This is a genomic window from Streptomyces sp. NPDC002643 (assembly GCF_053592555.1).
Map to the genome: position 1 here is coordinate 192,095 of NZ_JBSFVY010000008.1, position 17,891 is coordinate 209,985.

The 17,891-nt window shown below is 71.2% G+C and carries 16 protein-coding genes; 9 read left to right on the plus strand and 7 right to left on the minus strand.

Translation table 11 applies throughout. The features are described from left to right. Nucleotides 1-37: 37 nt before the first annotated feature. The 3 genes from ACWD4G_RS14815 (at nt 38) to ACWD4G_RS14825 (ending at nt 3,841) form a co-directional block, all read left to right on the plus strand. Complete coding sequence (locus ACWD4G_RS14815; RefSeq protein WP_451293183.1) at nt 38-1,324, plus strand: serine hydrolase domain-containing protein; 1,287 nt, start codon at nt 38-40, stop codon at nt 1,322-1,324. Beyond that, nucleotides 1,314-2,147 carry a MerR family transcriptional regulator gene (locus ACWD4G_RS14820; RefSeq protein ID WP_451293185.1) on the plus strand — a complete coding sequence of 278 codons (834 nt, stop codon included), beginning with the start codon at nt 1,314-1,316 and terminating at the stop codon, nt 2,145-2,147. The genes ACWD4G_RS14815 and ACWD4G_RS14820 overlap by 11 nt, the downstream gene beginning before the upstream one ends. Before the next feature lie 242 nt (nt 2,148-2,389). Beyond that, the gene (locus ACWD4G_RS14825) at nt 2,390-3,841 is read left to right on the plus strand and encodes a pyridine nucleotide-disulfide oxidoreductase (protein ID WP_451293187.1); all 1,452 of its coding nucleotides are present in this window, start codon (nt 2,390-2,392) and stop codon (nt 3,839-3,841) included. A gap of 121 nt (nt 3,842-3,962) precedes the next feature. Here ACWD4G_RS14825 and ACWD4G_RS14830 read toward each other — a convergent pair whose 3' ends face one another. From ACWD4G_RS14830 to ACWD4G_RS14860, 7 genes are all read right to left on the minus strand, one after another. Then, nucleotides 3,963-5,165, minus strand: a complete 1,203-nt coding sequence (locus ACWD4G_RS14830; protein ID WP_451293189.1) for a DUF6545 domain-containing protein — start codon at nt 5,163-5,165, stop codon at nt 3,963-3,965. A gap of 131 nt (nt 5,166-5,296) precedes the next feature. After that, nucleotides 5,297-6,493: an MAB_1171c family putative transporter gene (locus ACWD4G_RS14835; RefSeq protein WP_451293191.1), complete on the minus strand. Its 1,197-nt coding sequence runs from the start codon at nt 6,491-6,493 to the stop codon at nt 5,297-5,299. A 1-nt stretch (nt 6,494) separates the two neighbouring features. Further along, nucleotides 6,495-7,118, minus strand: coding sequence for a hypothetical protein (locus ACWD4G_RS14840; protein WP_451293193.1), 624 nt, complete (start codon nt 7,116-7,118; stop codon nt 6,495-6,497). Nucleotides 7,119-7,314: 196 nt separating this feature from the next. Beyond that, nucleotides 7,315-7,722 carry a peptide-methionine (R)-S-oxide reductase MsrB gene (gene msrB, locus ACWD4G_RS14845; RefSeq protein WP_451293195.1) on the minus strand — a complete coding sequence of 136 codons (408 nt, stop codon included), beginning with the start codon at nt 7,720-7,722 and terminating at the stop codon, nt 7,315-7,317. Between the two features lie 33 nt (nt 7,723-7,755). Continuing rightward, nucleotides 7,756-9,147 (minus strand): UDP-N-acetylmuramate--L-alanine ligase, encoded by a 1,392-nt coding sequence (gene murC, locus ACWD4G_RS14850; RefSeq protein ID WP_451293197.1) that lies wholly within the window; start codon nt 9,145-9,147, stop codon nt 7,756-7,758. A 225-nt stretch (nt 9,148-9,372) separates the two neighbouring features. Continuing rightward, nucleotides 9,373-9,828 (minus strand): indole-3-glycerol phosphate synthase, encoded by a 456-nt coding sequence (locus ACWD4G_RS14855; RefSeq protein WP_451293438.1) that lies wholly within the window; start codon nt 9,826-9,828, stop codon nt 9,373-9,375. A gap of 121 nt (nt 9,829-9,949) precedes the next feature. Then, a complete protein-coding gene (locus ACWD4G_RS14860) occupies nt 9,950-10,783 on the minus strand; it encodes a pyrimidine reductase family protein (RefSeq protein ID WP_451293199.1) in 834 nt (277 codons plus the stop codon). Between the two features lie 85 nt (nt 10,784-10,868). Here ACWD4G_RS14860 and zapE point away from each other — a divergent pair, with 85 nt between their 5' ends. The 6 genes from zapE (at nt 10,869) to ACWD4G_RS14890 (ending at nt 17,861) form a co-directional block, all read left to right on the plus strand. Beyond that, nucleotides 10,869-11,945, plus strand: coding sequence for a cell division protein ZapE (gene zapE / locus ACWD4G_RS14865; protein WP_451293440.1), 1,077 nt, complete (start codon nt 10,869-10,871; stop codon nt 11,943-11,945). A 210-nt stretch (nt 11,946-12,155) separates the two neighbouring features. Beyond that, the gene (locus ACWD4G_RS14870; RefSeq protein WP_451293201.1) at nt 12,156-12,521 is read left to right on the plus strand and encodes a hypothetical protein; all 366 of its coding nucleotides are present in this window, start codon (nt 12,156-12,158) and stop codon (nt 12,519-12,521) included. Nucleotides 12,522-12,600: 79 nt separating this feature from the next. Beyond that, nucleotides 12,601-13,179, plus strand: a complete 579-nt coding sequence (locus tag ACWD4G_RS14875) for a carbonic anhydrase (RefSeq protein ID WP_451293203.1) — start codon at nt 12,601-12,603, stop codon at nt 13,177-13,179. 17 nt (nt 13,180-13,196) lie between these two features. After that, nucleotides 13,197-14,738, plus strand: a complete 1,542-nt coding sequence (locus ACWD4G_RS14880) for a SulP family inorganic anion transporter (protein ID WP_451293205.1) — start codon at nt 13,197-13,199, stop codon at nt 14,736-14,738. 738 nt (nt 14,739-15,476) lie between these two features. After that, nucleotides 15,477-16,301: a slipin family protein gene (locus tag ACWD4G_RS14885; RefSeq protein ID WP_451293207.1), complete on the plus strand. Its 825-nt coding sequence runs from the start codon at nt 15,477-15,479 to the stop codon at nt 16,299-16,301. A gap of 114 nt (nt 16,302-16,415) precedes the next feature. Further along, entirely contained in the window at nt 16,416-17,861 is a 1,446-nt protein-coding gene (locus ACWD4G_RS14890) for an alkaline phosphatase PhoX (protein WP_451293442.1), read from the plus strand. The last annotated feature ends 30 nt before the right edge of the window (nt 17,862-17,891 follow it).

Consider the following 17,891-nt stretch of genomic DNA (forward strand, 5'->3'; position numbering starts at 1 on the left):
TCGTCGCACATCCACTGCCGTGAGACGAGGAATGACCATGGATGAGTCCCTCCACTCCGTTTCGGACGACAGCGCCGGAAGACCGCCGATCTCCCGGAGAGCGGCGGTCACATGGGCGGCCACGCTGCTGGCCGGGGTGGCCGCACCCGGCGTGGCCACCGCTAGCAGCGGAACCGGAGCCGTGCCGAAGGCCGCCGCGGGACGGACCGCCACCGGGCGAGGTCGCCGGGAATCGCAGGGGTCCCGCCCTGATTTACAGGAGGCCCTCCAGGACGTCGTCGATCTCGGTTTCGCCGGAGTGCACATGCGGGTGCACGACGAGCGGGGCGCGTGGGTCGGCAGCGCCGGAGTGCGGAAGCTCGGCGCGAGCGCGAAACCGCCGACGAACGGCGCGTTCTGGGTGGGCAGCGTCACCAAGACCTTCACGGCGACCCTGGTGCTGCAGCTGGTGGCCGAGGGCCGGATCGGGCTGGACGCCCCGGTCGCCGACCGGCTGCCCCGGCTCGGGCTGGACCCTCGGATCACCACGCGGATGCTGCTGCAGCACACCAGCGGGCTGTTCAACTACACCGGGGAGTACTACGACGACGGGACGGTCGTGCCGGGCATCCCCGCCACGGGCAAGGAGTGGGTGGACAACCGGTTCCGCAGCTACCGTCCGGAGGAGCTGGTACGGCTGGCGCTGTCCAAGCCGGCGCGGTTCGAGCCGGGCACGGACTGGAGCTACTCCAACACCAACTACACGCTGGCGCGGCTGCTGATCGAGAAGGTCACCGGCCGCTCGTACGCCGAGGAAACGCGACGGCGGCTCCTTGGGCCGCTCGGGCTGCGCGGCACCCTGGTGCCGGGCAACCGGACGGAGCTGCCCGGCCCGCACGCCCATGGCTACTACCGCTACCAGGACGCCGGTGAGTGGAAGGTGGTCGACGTCGCCCGCCAGAACCTCTCCCTGCTGTCCGGCGCCGGTGACATGATCTCGACCACGGCGGACCTCCACACGTTCTTCTCCGCGCTGCAGGGCGGCAGGCTCCTGCCGGACGCGCTGCTGGCCGAGATGCGGACACCGCACCCCCAGAGCGGCGACTTCCGCTACGGCCTCGGACTGTTCGTCCAGGATCTGGGCGCGGAGTGCGGCGGCACGGTCTTCCACCACAACGGCAGCCCTCCGGGCGGCTACGGGGCGCTGATGTACAGCACGCCGGACGGCCGCAAGACCATGACCGCCTCGCTGACCACCGGGGACGCGCCGATCCTCCCGCAGGTGGAGTTCCCGAAGGCGTTGGACGGGCTCCTGAAGGCGGTGTTCTGCGGCGGTGGCAGCTGACGGGGAGGCGACCGGCGGCGTCACGACGGGGCAGACGGGGCAGGGGGCGTTCGCCGGCGTCACGATCGGGCAGGCGGCGGCGTTCGCCGGCGTCACGGTGAAGACCGTCCGGCACTACCACAAGCACGGGCTGATCGACGAACCACCTCGCGACGGCTCGGGCTACCGACGGTACGGATCGGCCGACCTGCTGCGGCTGGTCCAGGTCCGGACGCTGGCCGCCGCCGGCGTGCCGCTGGCCGAGGTCGGAGGTCTGCTGGACGCCGACGCCGAGGAGTTCGCCACGGCGCTCACGGACGTCGAACGACGGCTCACCGACCGCATCGACGAACTGATCGCCCGGCGGGGCACCCTGCGCCGACTCGCCGACGGCGACCGGCTCCTGCTGCCCGGCCGCGCTCTCGCCGTCCTGGACCGGTTCGCCGGCCTCGGCTTCGACCCCGAGTACGTGGGCGTCCAACGCGAAGCGCTGGTGCTGGCCAGGGCCCTGGCACCCGAGGTCTACGACAGCTTCCTGACCCAGCTCGAACACCGTCTCGACGACCCGGAGTATGTCGAGTTGACGCAGCGCTGCTGGGAGGCCGAGACCTGGCAGCCGGACGACCCCCGGATCGACGAGCTGGCGTCCGCCCTGGCCGACCATCTGCTGGCCGACCGTGAGCTGCTGACGATGCCGACGGGCTTCCGGGCGCGGTCCGACTCCGCCACCCGGTACCGGCTGATCAACTCCCACCGGGCGGAACAACTGCCGACCTCGGCACGGTTGACCGCGCTGGTCGAGACGAAGCTGCGCGCGGCGGGCCTCGACGTCCCGCCGCCATGACGCCTCGTACCCCGGCTCGTACCCCGGCGCACGACCTGTGCGCCGGGGTACGAGCGGGTCCCGGCCGGGAGGGGCCGACCCGTTGCGAGCGGTGGTGTTCTCGCCGCAGGGGCTCTCCCGTAGGGACGCTCCCGGCCGCCAACTCCCGCCGAAGGACGGGCCCTTGTCCTGATCCCCTCTTGCGATCACGCGTGCGAAATGTACGGTGAAGCTCCGCCGAGACGATCAGAACCGGGGGTCCCATGCCACGTACGGCTGTCGTCATCGGTGCGAGCATGGCGGGCATGCTGGCCGCCGCCGCGCTGGCCCGGTTCGCCGACGAGGTGGTCGTGGTGGAGCGCGACGAACTCCCCGACTCGCCCCGACCCCGCAAGGGCCTCCCCCAGGGCCGCCACGCCCATGTCCTCCTGCCCAGCGGCCGTGACGCCATCGAGGACCTGGTGCCGGGCGGCGGTGTCCGCAAACGGCTGCTGGCGGCCGGGGCCACCGAACGCGGTCTGACGGCCGACCTGGTGACACTGGGCCAACAGGGCTGGTTCCGGCGCTCACGCCACCACGGGACGCATCCCCTGCTCGTCGGCAGCCGCGAGTTGCTCGACTGGACCGTACGGGACGCCGTCCTCGCGAGCACCACCCGTATCCGTGTCCGCAGGGCCTCGGCGGCGGGTCTGCTGGGCTCGGCCCGCCGTGTCACCGGCGTCCGTGTCGTCGACGCCGATCACCGGGGCGGGTTCCAGGGCCAGGAGACGGATCTGCGCGCCGAGTTGGTGGTGGACGCGAGCGGGCGCGGCACGCGTGTCGAGCACTGGCTCGCCGAACTGGGCGTCACCGGCGTCCCCACGGAGATCGTCGACGCGGGGCTCGTCTACGCCAGCCGCCTCTTCCGCACCCCCGAGGGCGCCGGCGCCTTCCCTCCCACGCAGATCACCGCGGACCCGAGGGGCGGCAGGCCCGGTCGTGCGGGGCTGCTCCTGCCGATCGAGGGCGGCCGCTGGCTGGTCAGTCTCGGCGGCACACGCGGCGCCGAACCCACCGGCTCCGCCGACGACTTCGTACCCTTCGCCCTGGGCCTGCGCCATCGGCTCCTGGGTGAACTCATCTCCGGCGCACAGCCGTTGAGCGAGGTCGTCCTCAGCCGCAGCACCCGCAACGAGCGCCGGTACTTCGAGAAGGCCGAGGTGTGGCCCGAGGGGCTGATCGCCCTCGGGGACGCCGTCGCGACGTACAACCCGGTCTACGGTCAGGGCATGTCGGTGGCCGCCCTCGGCGCCCGCGAACTGCGCCGGGAACTGGAGCGGACCGGCAGGAGCGGCAGGACCGGTATCGACGCGCCGGGGCTCGCCCGCCGGGTGCAGCGGGCCGCGGCGAAGGTGGTGAACGCCGCCTGGATGATGTCCGTCGGCCAGGACCAGTGGTTCCCCGGTGTCCGGGGCAAGTCGCCCACCCTCGCGGACCGTCTGCTGGCGGGCTACACCGGCCGGATGGGGCGCGTCGCCACCGGTTCGTACCGGGTCTCGGCCGCGATGTGCGAGGTCACCACCCTCCAGGCGGACGCCCTAGGCCTGCTCCGCCCGTCCCTTCTCGTGTCCACCCTCCTGGGCCCGGTCCTGCCGCCACTCTCGGGCCCCCCGCTCACCCCACGGGAACGGGACATCCTCCGCTCCCTCGGCGCCCCCACGGCCGACCCGCACTGAAGTCCACCCGCCATCGGGCACGGCGGCACCACAGGCCGTCGGGCACGGCGGGTATTCGGCCCGGCCCCACACCACCGGACGTCAGGCGCGGCGGTATTCGGCCCGGCCGCACCACCGGCCGTCAGGCACGGTCGTACTCGGCCCGGCTCCGGCTCCGGCTCCGGCTCCGCGCGTCCCTGACGATCGGCGAGCGCAGAGCCCGGGAAACACAGGCCAGGTCAATGGTGACGGTGACGCGGTCCTCCTCGTCCCCCTGTGCACCGCGCCGTGCCTTAGCTCCCGCCGCCGAGGCGGCGACCTGACGCTCGACGGCCGTGACGACCATGACGGCGTCGGCGACGGCCGCGGCCTCCACACCGGTGACGCCCCGAGCCAGGGCCGCGCGGCCGGCCTCGTCCCGCACCCGGGCGTCGAAGTGGGGACGGCAGATCACCAGCCGGTCCGCGATATAGGTCTGACGCTGGGTCAGCCGCAGCCGAAGATCGGGCTTCCACGACAGCGGCAGCGACAACGGCAGCGGATGGGCGGCTCCCCGGACCGGCTCCATGGCCCGGGCGAGCCGTCCGAGGCGCCAGTAGCGGACCGCGTCCTCCCCGCGCCGCCCGGCCAACGGGATGAGGAACCCGACGGCCACCAGTACGGCGCTGGGCGCGGTCACCCCGATCGCGACAGCGATGAGGAAGTCCCAGTCCGCCCCGGCCCATCGCGCGACCACGGCGGCGGCCACGGCCGGATCGTAGACGCCGTAGTGCAGCAGATAGCCGGTCGCGAGGACCCGCAGCCCGATGCGCAGGGTGCCCCGCACCTCGTGCGACCAGCGCAGACAGAGCCTGCTTGCCGTGGCGGAGGCGACGGTGTGGGCGACGAGATAGAGGACGATCATCTCGCGGATGTACGGGGTGGTGGCGTAGTACGTGTCGAAGTCGCGCCGGCGCTCCACCGGGGTGTCCCCGAGGGCGAACAGGACGGCGATCAGGGCGCAGACGACGCCGTAGGCGACGATGGTGACGCGGGTCAGCCGCCGGGTCCGGGCCGGGCGGGGGTCGCCGCGCCAGTGCAGAACGAGCACGATCGAGGCGCCGGAGAAGACGGTCAGCAGGATGTAGATCAGCAGGACGGCGAGATTGGTGACCCCCGTGATCTCGCGGAGGGCGATGATCGCGCCCTCGGCCGTGAGCAGCAGGACGCCCCCGCCGCCGAGGAGCAGCGCGCAGATCGAGGCGAGCAGCGGGTCCCGGCCCCTCGCCCGGACCAGGGACGGCAGTTTCAGCAGGCCGGCCAGAAGCAGCAGACCGCCGGAGACATGGAAGACGAAGTCGCTCATCGGGGGCGCACAGCCTTCAGCGGACCTTTCGTTCTCAGCGTGCCCCCGTCAAGTGATCGCCACCGTACCGTGGTCGACGAGCCCGGGGCGACGGCGTCCACGTCCCGAACCCGTTGACGAGCGGCCCGCGGCTACCGGCTCTGTGCCCGCTCGGCCCGCACCGCGCCCTCGACGATTCCCGCGCGTACGGCACGGGACATCCGGATGAGCGAGGGCTGACCGGTGTCCAGCGGTGAGCTTCTCCCGGTCAACCCGGCGATGACGTCGAGGGCGGCACCGTCCAGGACGGCCGCCTCGATGCGCGGGGAGTGGTCGCGGGTCGACAGCGCGGCGACGGCCACCATGGCGGCGTCGGCGATGGCCTCGGCCTCGCTCCGCCCGGCGCCCTTGGAGAGCGCCTGCCGATAGGCCCGCTCCCGCACCCCCTCGTCGAAGTGGACGGAGACGTCCTTGAGGCCGTCGCGGATGGCCGTCGTCCGGTGGGTGAGCCGGAGTTCGACATCGCCGAGGGAACGCCAGGACAGCACGGTCCGCCGCTTGCCGCCGGAGCCGACGAGCCGGAACAGCGGGCCGAGCCGGAGGAAGGCGACGAGGCTGTCGATACGCGGCCCGAGCAGCGGCATGATGTAGCCGATCGCGGTGAGGGTGGCCCCCACGGTGACGAGGATCGGTGCGAGCCTGCTGCTCAGCGCATCCCACTCGTGCCCGCTCCAACGCCCCACGACGGCCGCCATCTTGACGACGCCGTACGCGCTGGTGCACAGCCATCCCAGAGCGAGCACGACCAGCGTCCGCCGGGTCCAGCCGCTGATCTGGAGGGTCCAGCGCCAGCACAGGACGGTGGTGGTGAGGGCCGCGGCCAGATGGGCCAGCAGATAGAGGACGATCATCTCGCGGATGTACGGGGTGGTGGCGTAGTACGTGTCGAAGTCGACGCGCCGCTCGACGGGGGCGTCACCGACGGCGAAGAGAACGCTCTGGGCGGCTATCACGACGGCGTAGGTGATCAGCCAGATGTGGCAGACCCGGCGTACCCGGTCCGGGCTGTCGGCGCCGCGCCAGTGGACGATCAGGACGAGGGAGGCGGCGGAGAAGGCGTTCACGGCCCCGTAGATGACACAGGCCGCGGCGTTGGGCGCCCCGATGACGCCGTTGATGAGGCCGACGGTGGGCGGGGCGCCGAGGGCGAAGCAGAGGCCGGCGAGGAAGATCACGGCGCAGAACGCGCGCTTGAGCGGGTCGCGGCGGTGGTGCCAGAGGTCGGGGAGCTGGGCCGCGAATCCGGTCCACAGGACCGCGGCCGCCAGGTAGTAGACCAGTCCGTTCACGTCAGGCCCACGGGCCCTGGCCGAGGGACTTCTCTATGCGCCCGCTGACCTTGAGGAGGTCCGGGCGCCGCAGATAGCCCCGCATCGCGGTGGCGAACTCCAGCCCGAACCGCTCGGCCTCCGCCTCCTGCTCCGCGTGGAAGTCCGTGCGGCCGGCGTAGGCGATCGCTCCGGCGGCCCACCCGGCCTCGGACGCGGCCGACAGCACGTCCGCCGTGCCTTCGACGGCCGACAGCGCGTCCAACGTGCCTTCCACGGCCGACAGCGATTCCACCGCGCGTTCCACGGCGTCGCCCCGTATGGAACGGGAGCGTGCCGAGGCAGGGCCCGCCAGGGTGAGGGCACCGCGGTGGCCCTCCATCATGTGCCAGACCTCATGGCCCCAGATCACCAGGGCGTGCTCGACATCGGCGGCGTCGTCGCGGATGGCCAGCAGATCCATCTCGGCCAGTTCCACCCACACCCCGCTGGCCGTGTTGGGCGGAAACCGCGTCCACCTCAGTACGACCGGCCGCCCCCGAAGACCGCTGACCACCCGGCACAGCGGATCGAAGACCCCGTCATCGCCGTCGCGCGGTGCCGTACGGGCCAGGCCGGCGACCAACCGGGCGCTCAGCCGCCGCATCCTCCGCTCGGTCCGACCCCTCAACACCGCGAACCCCGACCCTCTGCTCCAAGGAGGGCGCCCCGTGGCCGCCCCCCACCAGTAGCCACACAGTCAACACCGGCAACTACCGCTCGGGAAAGGAAAAGTGAGACACACACCCAAGCCGGTGATCACCTGTCCGAGCCGGTGGTTCACCCTCCCGAGCCGGTGGTGGTCACGCCTCGTCCGCCGTCAACCGCAGCGAGATGCTGTTGATGCAGTACCGCTGGTCGGTCGGCGTCGCATACCCCTCACCCTCGAACACATGCCCGAGATGCGACCCGCACCGCGCACACCGGACCTCGGTCCGCACCATCCCGTGCGACCGGTCCTCCAGCAGCTCCACCGCGTCGCTGTCCTTCGGGTCGTAGAAGGACGGCCAGCCGCAGTGGGACTCGAACTTGGTGTCGGAGGTGAAGAGTTCGGCACCGCAGGCACGACAGGAGTAGACGCCCTTGGTCTTGGTGTTGGTGTACTCACCGACGAAGGCGGGCTCGGTGCCGGCCTGCCGCAGCACCGCGTACTCGGCCGGGGTCAGCTCCGCGCGCCACTGCTCGTCCGGCTTCTCGACGTCGTACGACATGAGCCTCAGCCCCTCAACTCGAATCAAATCGAATCAACTCGAAAGTCGGTCCAGGATCTTCGGGCCCAGGTCGGTCACATCGCCCGCGCCCATGGTGAGAACGAGATCACCGGCCTTCGCCATTCCCGCGACGGTGCCGGGCACCTCGTCCTTGTCGTGGACGGCGATGACCTCGGCCCCCGCGCCCCGGGCGGCGTCGATGATCAGCTCACTGGTCACCCCCGGAATCGGGTCCTCACGGGCCGGATAGATGTCGAGGACGACGGACGCGTCGGCGAGCGCCAGCGACTGCCCCATCTCCACGCCCAGCTCCTGCGTCCGGGAGAACAGATGCGGCTGGAACACCACGAGAATGCGCGCGTCCCCGGCCGCGGCCCGCATCGCCTCCAGATCGGCCGTCATCTCGGTCGGGTGATGCGCGTACGAGTCGATGACCTGCACCCCGGCGGCCTCGCCCTTGAGCTGCAGCCGCCGCTTCACCCCGGTGTACGCGGCCAGCGCGGGCGCCAGCTCGGACGCCGGCACGCCGAGCGCGACCCCGGCGGCCAGCGCGGCGACGGCGTTGTGCGCGTAGTGCCGCCCCGGCACGGACACGGCGAAGGTGATCTCCTCCCCGTCCAGCACCACGGTGACCTGGCTCTTCAGCCCCTGCGGAACGACGGCGGCGACCCGCACATCGGCATCGTCGCTCTCGCCGTAGGTGACGACCCGGAGGCCCTCACGCCCGATCCGCCCCGCCAGCTCCCGCGCCCCCTCGTGATCGGCGGAGATCACCAGCGTGCCACCGGGGACGATCTTCCCCGCGAACGTCTCGAAGGACTCGTAGATCTCGTCCATGGAGGCGTAGTTGGCGTGGTGGTCCAACTCGACGTTGAGGACGATGGCGACCTCGGGCGCGTACTTGTGGAAGCTGCGATCGCTTTCATCCGCCTCGGCGACGAAGATCTCCCCGTCCCCGTGCAGCGCGTTCGAGCCGGGCACGTCGAGATCCCCGCCGATGGCGTACGACGGCTTCAGCCCCAGCTCGCTCAGCGACACGGCGAGCATGGACGTGGTCGTGGTCTTCCCATGCGTCCCGGCGACGGCGATGGGCCGCAGCCCGTCCATCAGCCGGGCGAGCGCGTCCGACCGGTGGACGACGGGAATGCCCAGCTCGGCCGCGCGAGCCAGCTCGGGATTGTCGTCCCGGATCGCCGACGACACCACCACACAGGTCGCGTCATCGGCGAGATGCTCACCGGCATGCCCGATGTGCACGGTCGCCCCCAACGCCCGCAACGCCTCGGCCGTCTCCGACTCCTTGGCATCGCTCCCGGCCACCTTGGCCCCCCGCTGCGCCAGAATCTTCGCGATCCCGGACATCCCGGCCCCGCCGATCCCGATGAAGTGCGGCCGATCCATGGCGGCAGGCAGTCCGGGTGCCATGTGTGTTCTCCAAGCGACGGTACGAGGATGGGTCTCCAACCCACAGGGGGCGCCCCCACCCTATTCCCTGTGGCTACGGCTCAGGGGCCGCGCCCTGGATGGCGGCGCAGCCGCCTCCAAGGGGCGCGGGGCCGTATCTATTTGCGGCTCCGCCGCGTGGGCGCGACCAGCCACAACGCACCCGCACCCGACAAAACCAGGCACCCCAACGGCGCCCAGTCCCCCCTAATCGGAACTGTGCGAGAACAACTTCAAAACCGGCACCCCCACCTTGTGCCGAGCCCGAGAAGCCCAGTCCCGATGAAAGAACTCCTCCACGTAGTGGGGATCGGTCAGCACCAACACCTCATCGGCCCCCACTTCCTCCACCACCGACTTCAACGCATCCAGCGGATGGTCCTCGACCAGCCGCCCCACCGCCTCGCTCCCGGCCCCCCGCAACGCCCGCAAGGACACCTCAAGGGCCCGCTCCCCGACCTCCCGCGCCTCGGCCCCCTCCGGCATCTCGCTCTCACGCCTCGCCTCGTCCAGTTCCCCGAGGGCGAGGTCGTCGATGGCCCGCAACAGCCGGTCGGCCTGATTGCCGCGCGGCTGCAGCAGCACATGGAAGGAAGCCGGCTCCTCGCCGTGCAGGGTGGTGACGAACTCCACGTCCGCGGACGTCAGGGCCTTCTCGATCATCAAAACGCTCGTGAACGACACCGCAGGCGCCCTTCTCCTCGGAGGGCCCCTCGGGCCCTCACTCCTCAGGGTTCTAGTGTGCCCAGCGAAAGCTAAACGGAACGGCAGATTCCGCCCGCTTTCACGTACGACGGTAACGACCGAACAGGAACCCGGCCTCCTCCAACAGGGACACGAGTTCGAAGCGCTTGGGTACGGGCACCGAGGGGCCCCCGGCGATCCGCTGGGCGGTCCCCGCCGTGAGCATCGGCGACACGGTCAGACACAGCTCGTCGAGGACGTCGGCCGCGATGAGCTGACCCAGCAGCCGGGGCCCGCCCTCGGAGAGCAGCCGGGTCAGACCGAGGTCGGCGAGCGCCCGTACGGCCCGGGCGGGGTCGACCCCCATACCGTCCCCGGCGACGACGACCCGGGCTCCGGCCCTCTCGGCGGCGGCGATCCGGTCGGGGGCCGCGGCGGCACCGGTCAGCACCAGCGTGGGCACGAGCGGCGAGGTGAACAGGGGCAGCGAGAAGTCCAGCTCCAGGCTCGCGCTGACCACGGCGACGGCGGGCGCGGGCCCCTGCCCGGCGGCCCGCCGGGCCTTAGCGAACGCCTCCCGGGCACGGGCCGGCCGGTACACCTCCTGGCGTACCGTTTCCGCGCCGACCAGGACGACATCCGCGAGCCCCCGCAGGGTCCCGAAGATCCGCATGTCGGTCTCGGTGGAAATGGGCCGCGACTTCCCACCGTGCTGAGCGGCCCCGTCCAGGGTGGACACCATGTTGGCCCTCAGCCAGACGCCCCCGCCGCCCTCGGGCGGCTCGGGATAGGCGTAAGCGGCCGCCAGCTCACCGAGACTCCACTCCCGGTCGGCGGCATCGGGCCCCTCACCTCGCCCGCCGCTCCCGCCGGTGTCCGGCCGGGCCGCTGTCTCTGCCGCTGTCTCTTCGGTCACAGGGAACAGGCGTCGCATGTCGTGCAGTGTGGCACGGCCCTTAGACTCGGTAACCGTGTCGTCGTCCTCCACCGCCGTGTCCGCTATCGCCCGTACAGCCGATATGGCCCCGCTGTCCCTGTGCGCGCGTGAGCCGCATGTCCCCGCGGACCGACTGGTCGCGGAGATGGTGCCACCGCCCCGCTTCGACGCGGTCCGCTTCGACACCTACATACCCGACCCGAACCAGCCCAGCCAGACCGAGGCGGTCGGCGTCCTGAGCGCCTTCGCGGCGGGCCTCGGCGGCGGGCACGCGAGCGGGGCGGCCGGAAAGCGACGCCTGTTCGGTTTCGGCAAAGCACCGAAGAAGGCCCCGACGGGCCCGCGCGGCGTCTACCTGGACGGCGGCTACGGCGTCGGCAAGACCCATCTGCTCGCCTCCCTCTGGCACGCGACCCCGGCCGAACCCGCCCTGAAGGCCTTCGGCACCTTCGTGGAGCTGACGAACCTCGTCGGCGCCCTCGGCTTCCAGAAGACGGTCCAGACGCTCTCCGGCCACCGTCTGCTCTGCATCGACGAGTTCGAGCTGGACGACCCGGGCGACACCGTCCTGGTGTCGACGCTGCTCGGCAAGCTCGTGGACGCGGGCGTCGCCCTCGCCGCCACCTCGAACACCCTGCCGGGCAAGCTCGGCGAGGGCCGCTTCGCGGCGGCCGACTTCCTGCGCGAGATCCAGGGCCTGTCCGCCCACTTCCGCACCCTGCGCATCGACGGCGAGGACTACCGCCACCGAGGTCTCCCCGAGGCCCCGGCGCCATACTCCGAGGAGGCGGTCACCAAGGCGGCGTACGCCACCGAGGGCGCCTCACTCGACGACTTCCCGCAACTCCTCGACCATCTGGCGAGGGTCCACCCGAGCCGCTACGGCGCGCTCACGGACGATCTGAGGGCGGTCTGCCTGACCGATGTCCAGCCGATCCCGGACCAGTCGACCGCGCTGCGGCTCGTGGTGCTCGCCGACCGGCTGTACGACCGCGAGGTCCCCGTCCTCGCCTCGGGGCTGCCCTTCGACCGGCTGTTCAGCGAGGAGATGCTGAACGGCGGCTACCGCAAGAAGTACTTCCGCGCGATCTCCCGTCTCACCGCTCTCGCCCGCGACGGCAAGCAGCTCATCGAGAACGGCGTGCACGGCGAGCACTGACCGCACCCACCCGGTTCACCCCGCAACCCCCCAGGTCAAGAGCCGAATCCGGCCAACCTGTCCGCACTTTCAGGCTCTCTTCAGCTCGAAACGTTAAGTTAACCCTGCAAACAACTTTGCAGGGTTAACGTGTTTCTTGACCAGTGATTGACCAACGGTTGACCAAGTAGATGGATCACCATGGGTGGTCGACGTGTCACGGTCAGCGATATGAGCACTGAACTGCCAGCGGGGAGGCTCAAGTTGTGCGGTACGACGACCAGGACCGTTCTGTCGACGCTCACCGCCGTCCTGCCCGCGCCGCAGTTCTTCGCTCCCGCCCATTCCTTCGCAACCGCGCACACGCTTGGTCATACCAAGGCCAAGGCCGAGCCCGGAAACACACTCACGGCGAAGCCGGTGGGTGATGTGCACCGCGCCGTCACCCACACCGTTCCCGGTGCGCCCGCGCACCCGCTGCTGGGGGAGAACACAGCGGCCGCGTACGCACCGGAACGGCCCTCGGCCCGGTACCCCCGGGCGTCGAGATCCCTGACGGCCCACACCCCGGCCGTTCACGAGGACTTCCGCCGCTGAGCGGAAGCACCTCTTCCCCTCACATCTGTCGTGCAAGCCCGACGCGCCATCGAGGCGCGCCAGGAGGAGTCACCACATCATGCAGCCCCTCATCGACAACGCCCGTTCGTTCGGACAACGCCCTGAGGAGTTCGCCAGGCTGGCCGAGGGCCAGTCCCCCGAGGTCCTGTTCATCACCTGCTCCGACTCACGGGTCGTCCCCGCCCTGATCACGGGCGCCCGCCCCGGCGAGCTGTTCGAACTGCGCACCGCCGGAAACATCGTCCCTCCCTACACCCCCGACCGCCCCTCCGGTGAGACGGCCACCATCGAGTACGCCGTGGAAGTCCTCGGCGTCACCGACATCGTCGTCTGCGGCCACTCCCACTGCGGCGCCGTCGGCGCCCTCGTCCGCGGCGACGACCTGGACGCCGTACCCGCCGTACGCGACTGGCTGGCCCACGCGACCCCCCGCCCCCACGGCCCGGTCGAGGACCCGGCCGTCGCCGCCGGCGTCCAGAACCACGTCCTCAGCCAGTTGCTGCGCCTGCGTTCCTACCCCTGTGTGGAGAAGCGCCTGGCGGCGGGCGAACTCCGGTTGCGCGGCTGGTACTACGAGGTCCACACCGGAGCCGTACGCGAACACCGTGCGGACACCGACAAGTTCGAGACGCTGTGAGCACGGGACCCGACGACATGACCGCAACGCAGTCCAAGTCCCCGTCCTCTTCGCCCTCCCCGTCCTCCCGTCCCCGGCCCTCGTTCCCCCACCTCAGGCAGGACTTCGCGGCCTCGCTCGTCGTCTTCCTGGTCGCCCTGCCGTTGTGTGTGGGCGTCGCCGTCGCCTCCGGGGTGCCGGCCGAACTCGGCCTGATCACCGGCATCGTGGGCGGTATCGTCACCGGGCTGCTGCCCGGCAGCAGCCTCCAGGTCTCCGGCCCGGCGGCCGGTCTGACCGTGCTGGTCTTCGAGGCGGTACGCCAGTTCGGCCTGCCCGCGCTGGGTGTCATCGTGCTCGCCGCAGGGCTCCTTCAACTCGCCATGGGCGGGCTGAAGTTGGGCCGCTGGTTCCGCGCGATATCCGTCTCGGTCGTCGAGGGCATGCTGGCCGGTATCGGACTCGTGATCATCGCGGGCCAGCTGTACGCGGCAGCCGGTCTGAAGGCCCCCGCCTCCGGCCTGGGCAAGATCGCCGGACTCCCCGGCGCCTTCATGGACGCCATGGCCTCCACCCCGGCCCTCGCCTCGCTGGCCCTGGGCGCGGGCACGGTGGTCGTCCTGGTGGTGTGGAAGCGTCTGCCGAGGAAGGTCCAGCTGGTCCCGGGCGCCCTCGCGGCGGTGGTCCTGGCCACGGCCGCCTCGCTGACCCTGGACCTGCCCGTGGGGACCGTCGAGGTCAAGGGCCTCCTGGAGTCCATCCAGCCCCCGGGACCGTCCGCCTTCGGCGAGCTGGCGGACGTGGCCGTGATCGGCACGATCCTCGCCTTCACGCTCATCGCCTCCGCCGAGAGCCTGTTCAGCGCGGCTGCCGTGGACCGGCTGCACGACGGGCCGCGCACCGAGTACGACAAGGAGCTGATGGCCCAGGGCGTCGGCAACACGGTGTGCGGTCTGCTGGGCGCACTGCCGATGACGGCGGTGATCGTCCGCAGCGCCGCGAACCTCCAGGCGGGGGCGAGGACCAAGGCGTCCCGGGTCCTGCACGGTGTGTGGCTGCTGCTCTTCGCCGCGCTCCTCCCGGGCGCGCTGGCCCTCATCCCGCTCCCGGCGCTGGCGGGCATCCTGGTCCACGCGGGCTGGAAGCTGATCCCGTTCCGTGAGGTCATCTCGCTGTGGCGGGCGCACCGGGGTGAGGCCCTGATCCTGATGACGACCGCGCTGGCGATCGTCGCGGTGAACATGTTCGAGGGCGTACTGATCGGTCTGGCCCTCTCGGTGGCCAAGACCGCCTGGGAGGCCTCGCACATCAAGCTGGAGGTCATCGACAAGGGCGCGGGCCCGATCCAGGCCCACCTCTCGGGCAACGCCACCTTCCTCCGCCTCCCCAAGATCCTGGACAACCTGGAGTCCCTCCCCCAGGACCGCCCCATCGAACTCCACCTCTCCGGCCTCCACCACCTCGACCACGCCTGCCGCACAGCCCTGGAAACCTGGGCAGAACGCCACAGCACGACGGGAACGGAGCCGGTGAAGATAACGGTCCCGGACCGGACCGGGGCAACCGCGGCAAGGCCCTGACACACGGCTGCCCGCAGCCACCCATCGGTGACCGCGGGCAGCCGCACCACCGGGCAACCTGCCGCCCGCCCGCTTCAGCCGCAGCCAACCGCACCGCCGGGGCACCAGCCCACCCGACAGCCGTCACCGCCGCGCAGTCCTCGCAGCCGCGGCCAACCGCGCCGCCGCGGCGACAGCCCACCCAGCAGCCGTCGCAACTGCGCACCCTCGCGCTCGTAGCCGCGGGCAACCGCGCCACTGAGGCGACAGCCCACCCAGCCGCGCCGTACCCAGCTACGGCCAATCGCGTCGCCGGGACGGCACCCACCCGACAGTCATCGCAGCCGCGCGCAACCGCGCTGCCGGGACGGCGCCCACCCGGCAGCCCTCGCAGCTGCGGGCAACCGCACCGCCGAGACGACAGCCCACCCAGCAGCCGTCACAACTGCGCACCCTCACGCTCGTAGCTGCGGGCAACCGCACCACTGAGGCGACAGCCCACCCAGCAGCCGTCACAACTGCGCACCCTCACGCTCGTAGCTGCGGGCAATCGTGCCGCTGGGGCGGCACGGGTGGGCGCAGCGGCACCCTGTCAGCGCCGGCAAGCGAGACCCACCCCCGGCCGGCCAACGCCCCCGGGCGCCGCACCACCCCACAGTCAGCACACCGCAGCACCCGGCAACCAACCTCGCCCCACCCCCCACACCGGGCATATCGTATGACCTACGGCAGTAAGGGACGGCTCGAAAGGGGGTCGTCATGATCGAAGCCCTGCTGGTGACAGCCGCAGCCGTCGGCTCCGCCGCCATCGTGTACACGGCGGCAGCCGCCCGCGTGGTCAAGCAATACGAACGCGGCGTGGTCCTCCGCCTGGGCCGCCTCCTCGACTCCCCCAGATCCCCCGGCTTCACCATGGTCATCCCCGGCATAGACCGCATCCACAAGGTCAACATGCAGATCGTGACGATGCCGATCCCGGCCCAGGAGGGCATCACACGGGACAACGTCACGGTCCGCGTGGACGCGGTGGTCTACTTCAAGGTCGTCGACGCCGCCAACGCGGTCATCCGGGTCGAGGACTACCGTTTCGCCGTCTCCCAGATGGCCCAGACCTCCCTCCGCTCGATCATCGGCAAGAGCGACCTGGACGACCTCCTCTCCAACCGCGAGAAGCTCAACCAGGGCCTGGAGCTGATGATCGACAGCCCGGCGGTGGAGTGGGGCGTCACCATCGACCGCGTCGAGATCAAGGACGTATCCCTCCCCGACACAATGAAGCGGTCCATGGCCCGCCAGGCCGAGGCCGACCGCGAGCGCCGCGCCCGGATCATCAACGCGGACGCGGAACTGCAGGCGTCGAAGAAGCTCGCCGAGGCCGCGAAGGAGATGGCCGACACCCCCTCCGCCCTCCAACTCCGGCTCCTCCAGACGGTGGTGGCCGTGGCCGCCGAGAAGAACTCCACCCTCGTCCTCCCCTTCCCGGTCGAACTGCTCAGGTTCCTGGAACGGGCCCAGGCGGGCCCACCGGACGAGGCCCCCCACACCCCGGAGGTCCCTCCCTCCCCCACCGGGCCGACAGAGTGACAGCCCGGCGACTCCACCGGCGGCCTCTACGCGCGTGGTTCACCCGGCCGTAACCACGTGATACACACAGACGGGTCACATCCTGTCCGCCAACAGGAAGGTCATACCGTGTCAGTGACCCGCCGTCAGGCCCTCGCCCGTACCGGTGCCGTGGGAGCCGGCATCGCGTTCACCGGAGCCCTGTCCGAACTCTTCGCGAGCGGAGCGACCGCGCGGAACGCCTTCGCGGACTCCGCCGCCGACGCCCATGCCGGCGAATCCGCCCCCGGCGCCCTCCATGGCCACGTCCCCGGCTACGGCCCCCTCCTCCCCGACCCCGAGGGCCTGCTGGACCTGCCGAAAGGTTTCCGCTATCGGGTGCTCTCCAGAGAGGGCGACCCCCTGCGCTCCGGTGAGGGCCGGGTGCCGAGCAACCACGACGGCATGGCCGCCTTCGCCGTACGCGCGAACGGCGACCGGCGCCGCCACAACGCCCGTGTCCACCTGGTCCGCAACCACGAGAACCGCCACAACGCCGCCATCCCGGTCCCGACCGTCGAGGGCCTCACCTACGACCCGATGGGCAAGGGCGGCTGTACGGCTCTGACGCTGGACGCGGACGGCGAAGTCCGCTCCGAACGGGTCGCCATCGCGGGCACCGCCGTCAACTGCGCGGGCGGCCCCACCCCTTGGGGAACCTGGCTGACCTGCGAGGAGACCGAGGACCGGGCGGGCACCAACGGCTACACCAAGGACCACGGCTTCATCTTCGAGGTGGACCCCTCGAACCCGCACCGCTCCGGCGCGGTCCCCCTCACAGCAATGGGCCGCTTCCAGCACGAAGCAATCGCGGTCGACCCGGCTCGCGGAATCGTCTACGAGACCGAGGACGCCTTCGAGACCCCCTTCGGCCTCTTCTACCGCTTCCTCCCCGACAAACCGAAGGGCGGCCTGGGCTCACTGCGCGCCGGAGGCCGCCTCCAGGCCATGCGCGTCCCCCGCGTCCCCGACCTCTCCCCGGTCCAGGTCCCCGGCACCCGCTTCGAGCACATCGAGTGGGTCGACGTCCCCGACCCGCTCGCCACCCACACCCCCATCCGCCACCAGGACTTCGGCCCGAAGGGCATCACCCACGCCCAGAAACTGGAGGGCTGCTACTGGGGCGGCCGCCGCGTCTACTTCGTCTCCTCCTTCGCCCGCAGCGCGGAGGGCTCGGCCGCCGACCACTTCGGCCAGATCTGGCGCTACGACCCCGACGACCGCAGCCTCACCCTGGTCATCGTCTTCGGCCCCGACACCGACGCCCGCCTCCCCGGCGACTCCCCCGACAACATCTGCCTGGCCCCCACCGGCGGCCTCATGGTCTGCGAGGACGGCAACGGCGCCCAACACGTCTACGGCGTCACCCGCAAGGCCGAGGTCTACCCGATGGCCCGCAACGCCCACACCCTCGGCACCCCGGACGACCCACAATGGGGCGAGTTCGCCGGAGTGACCTTCTCCCCCGACGGCACCACGATGTACCTCAACTGCTATACCCCGGGTACGACGTTCGCGGTGACGGGCCCCTGGCACCGCTGACCCGCGTTCGACCGCCGACGAGGGAATGGA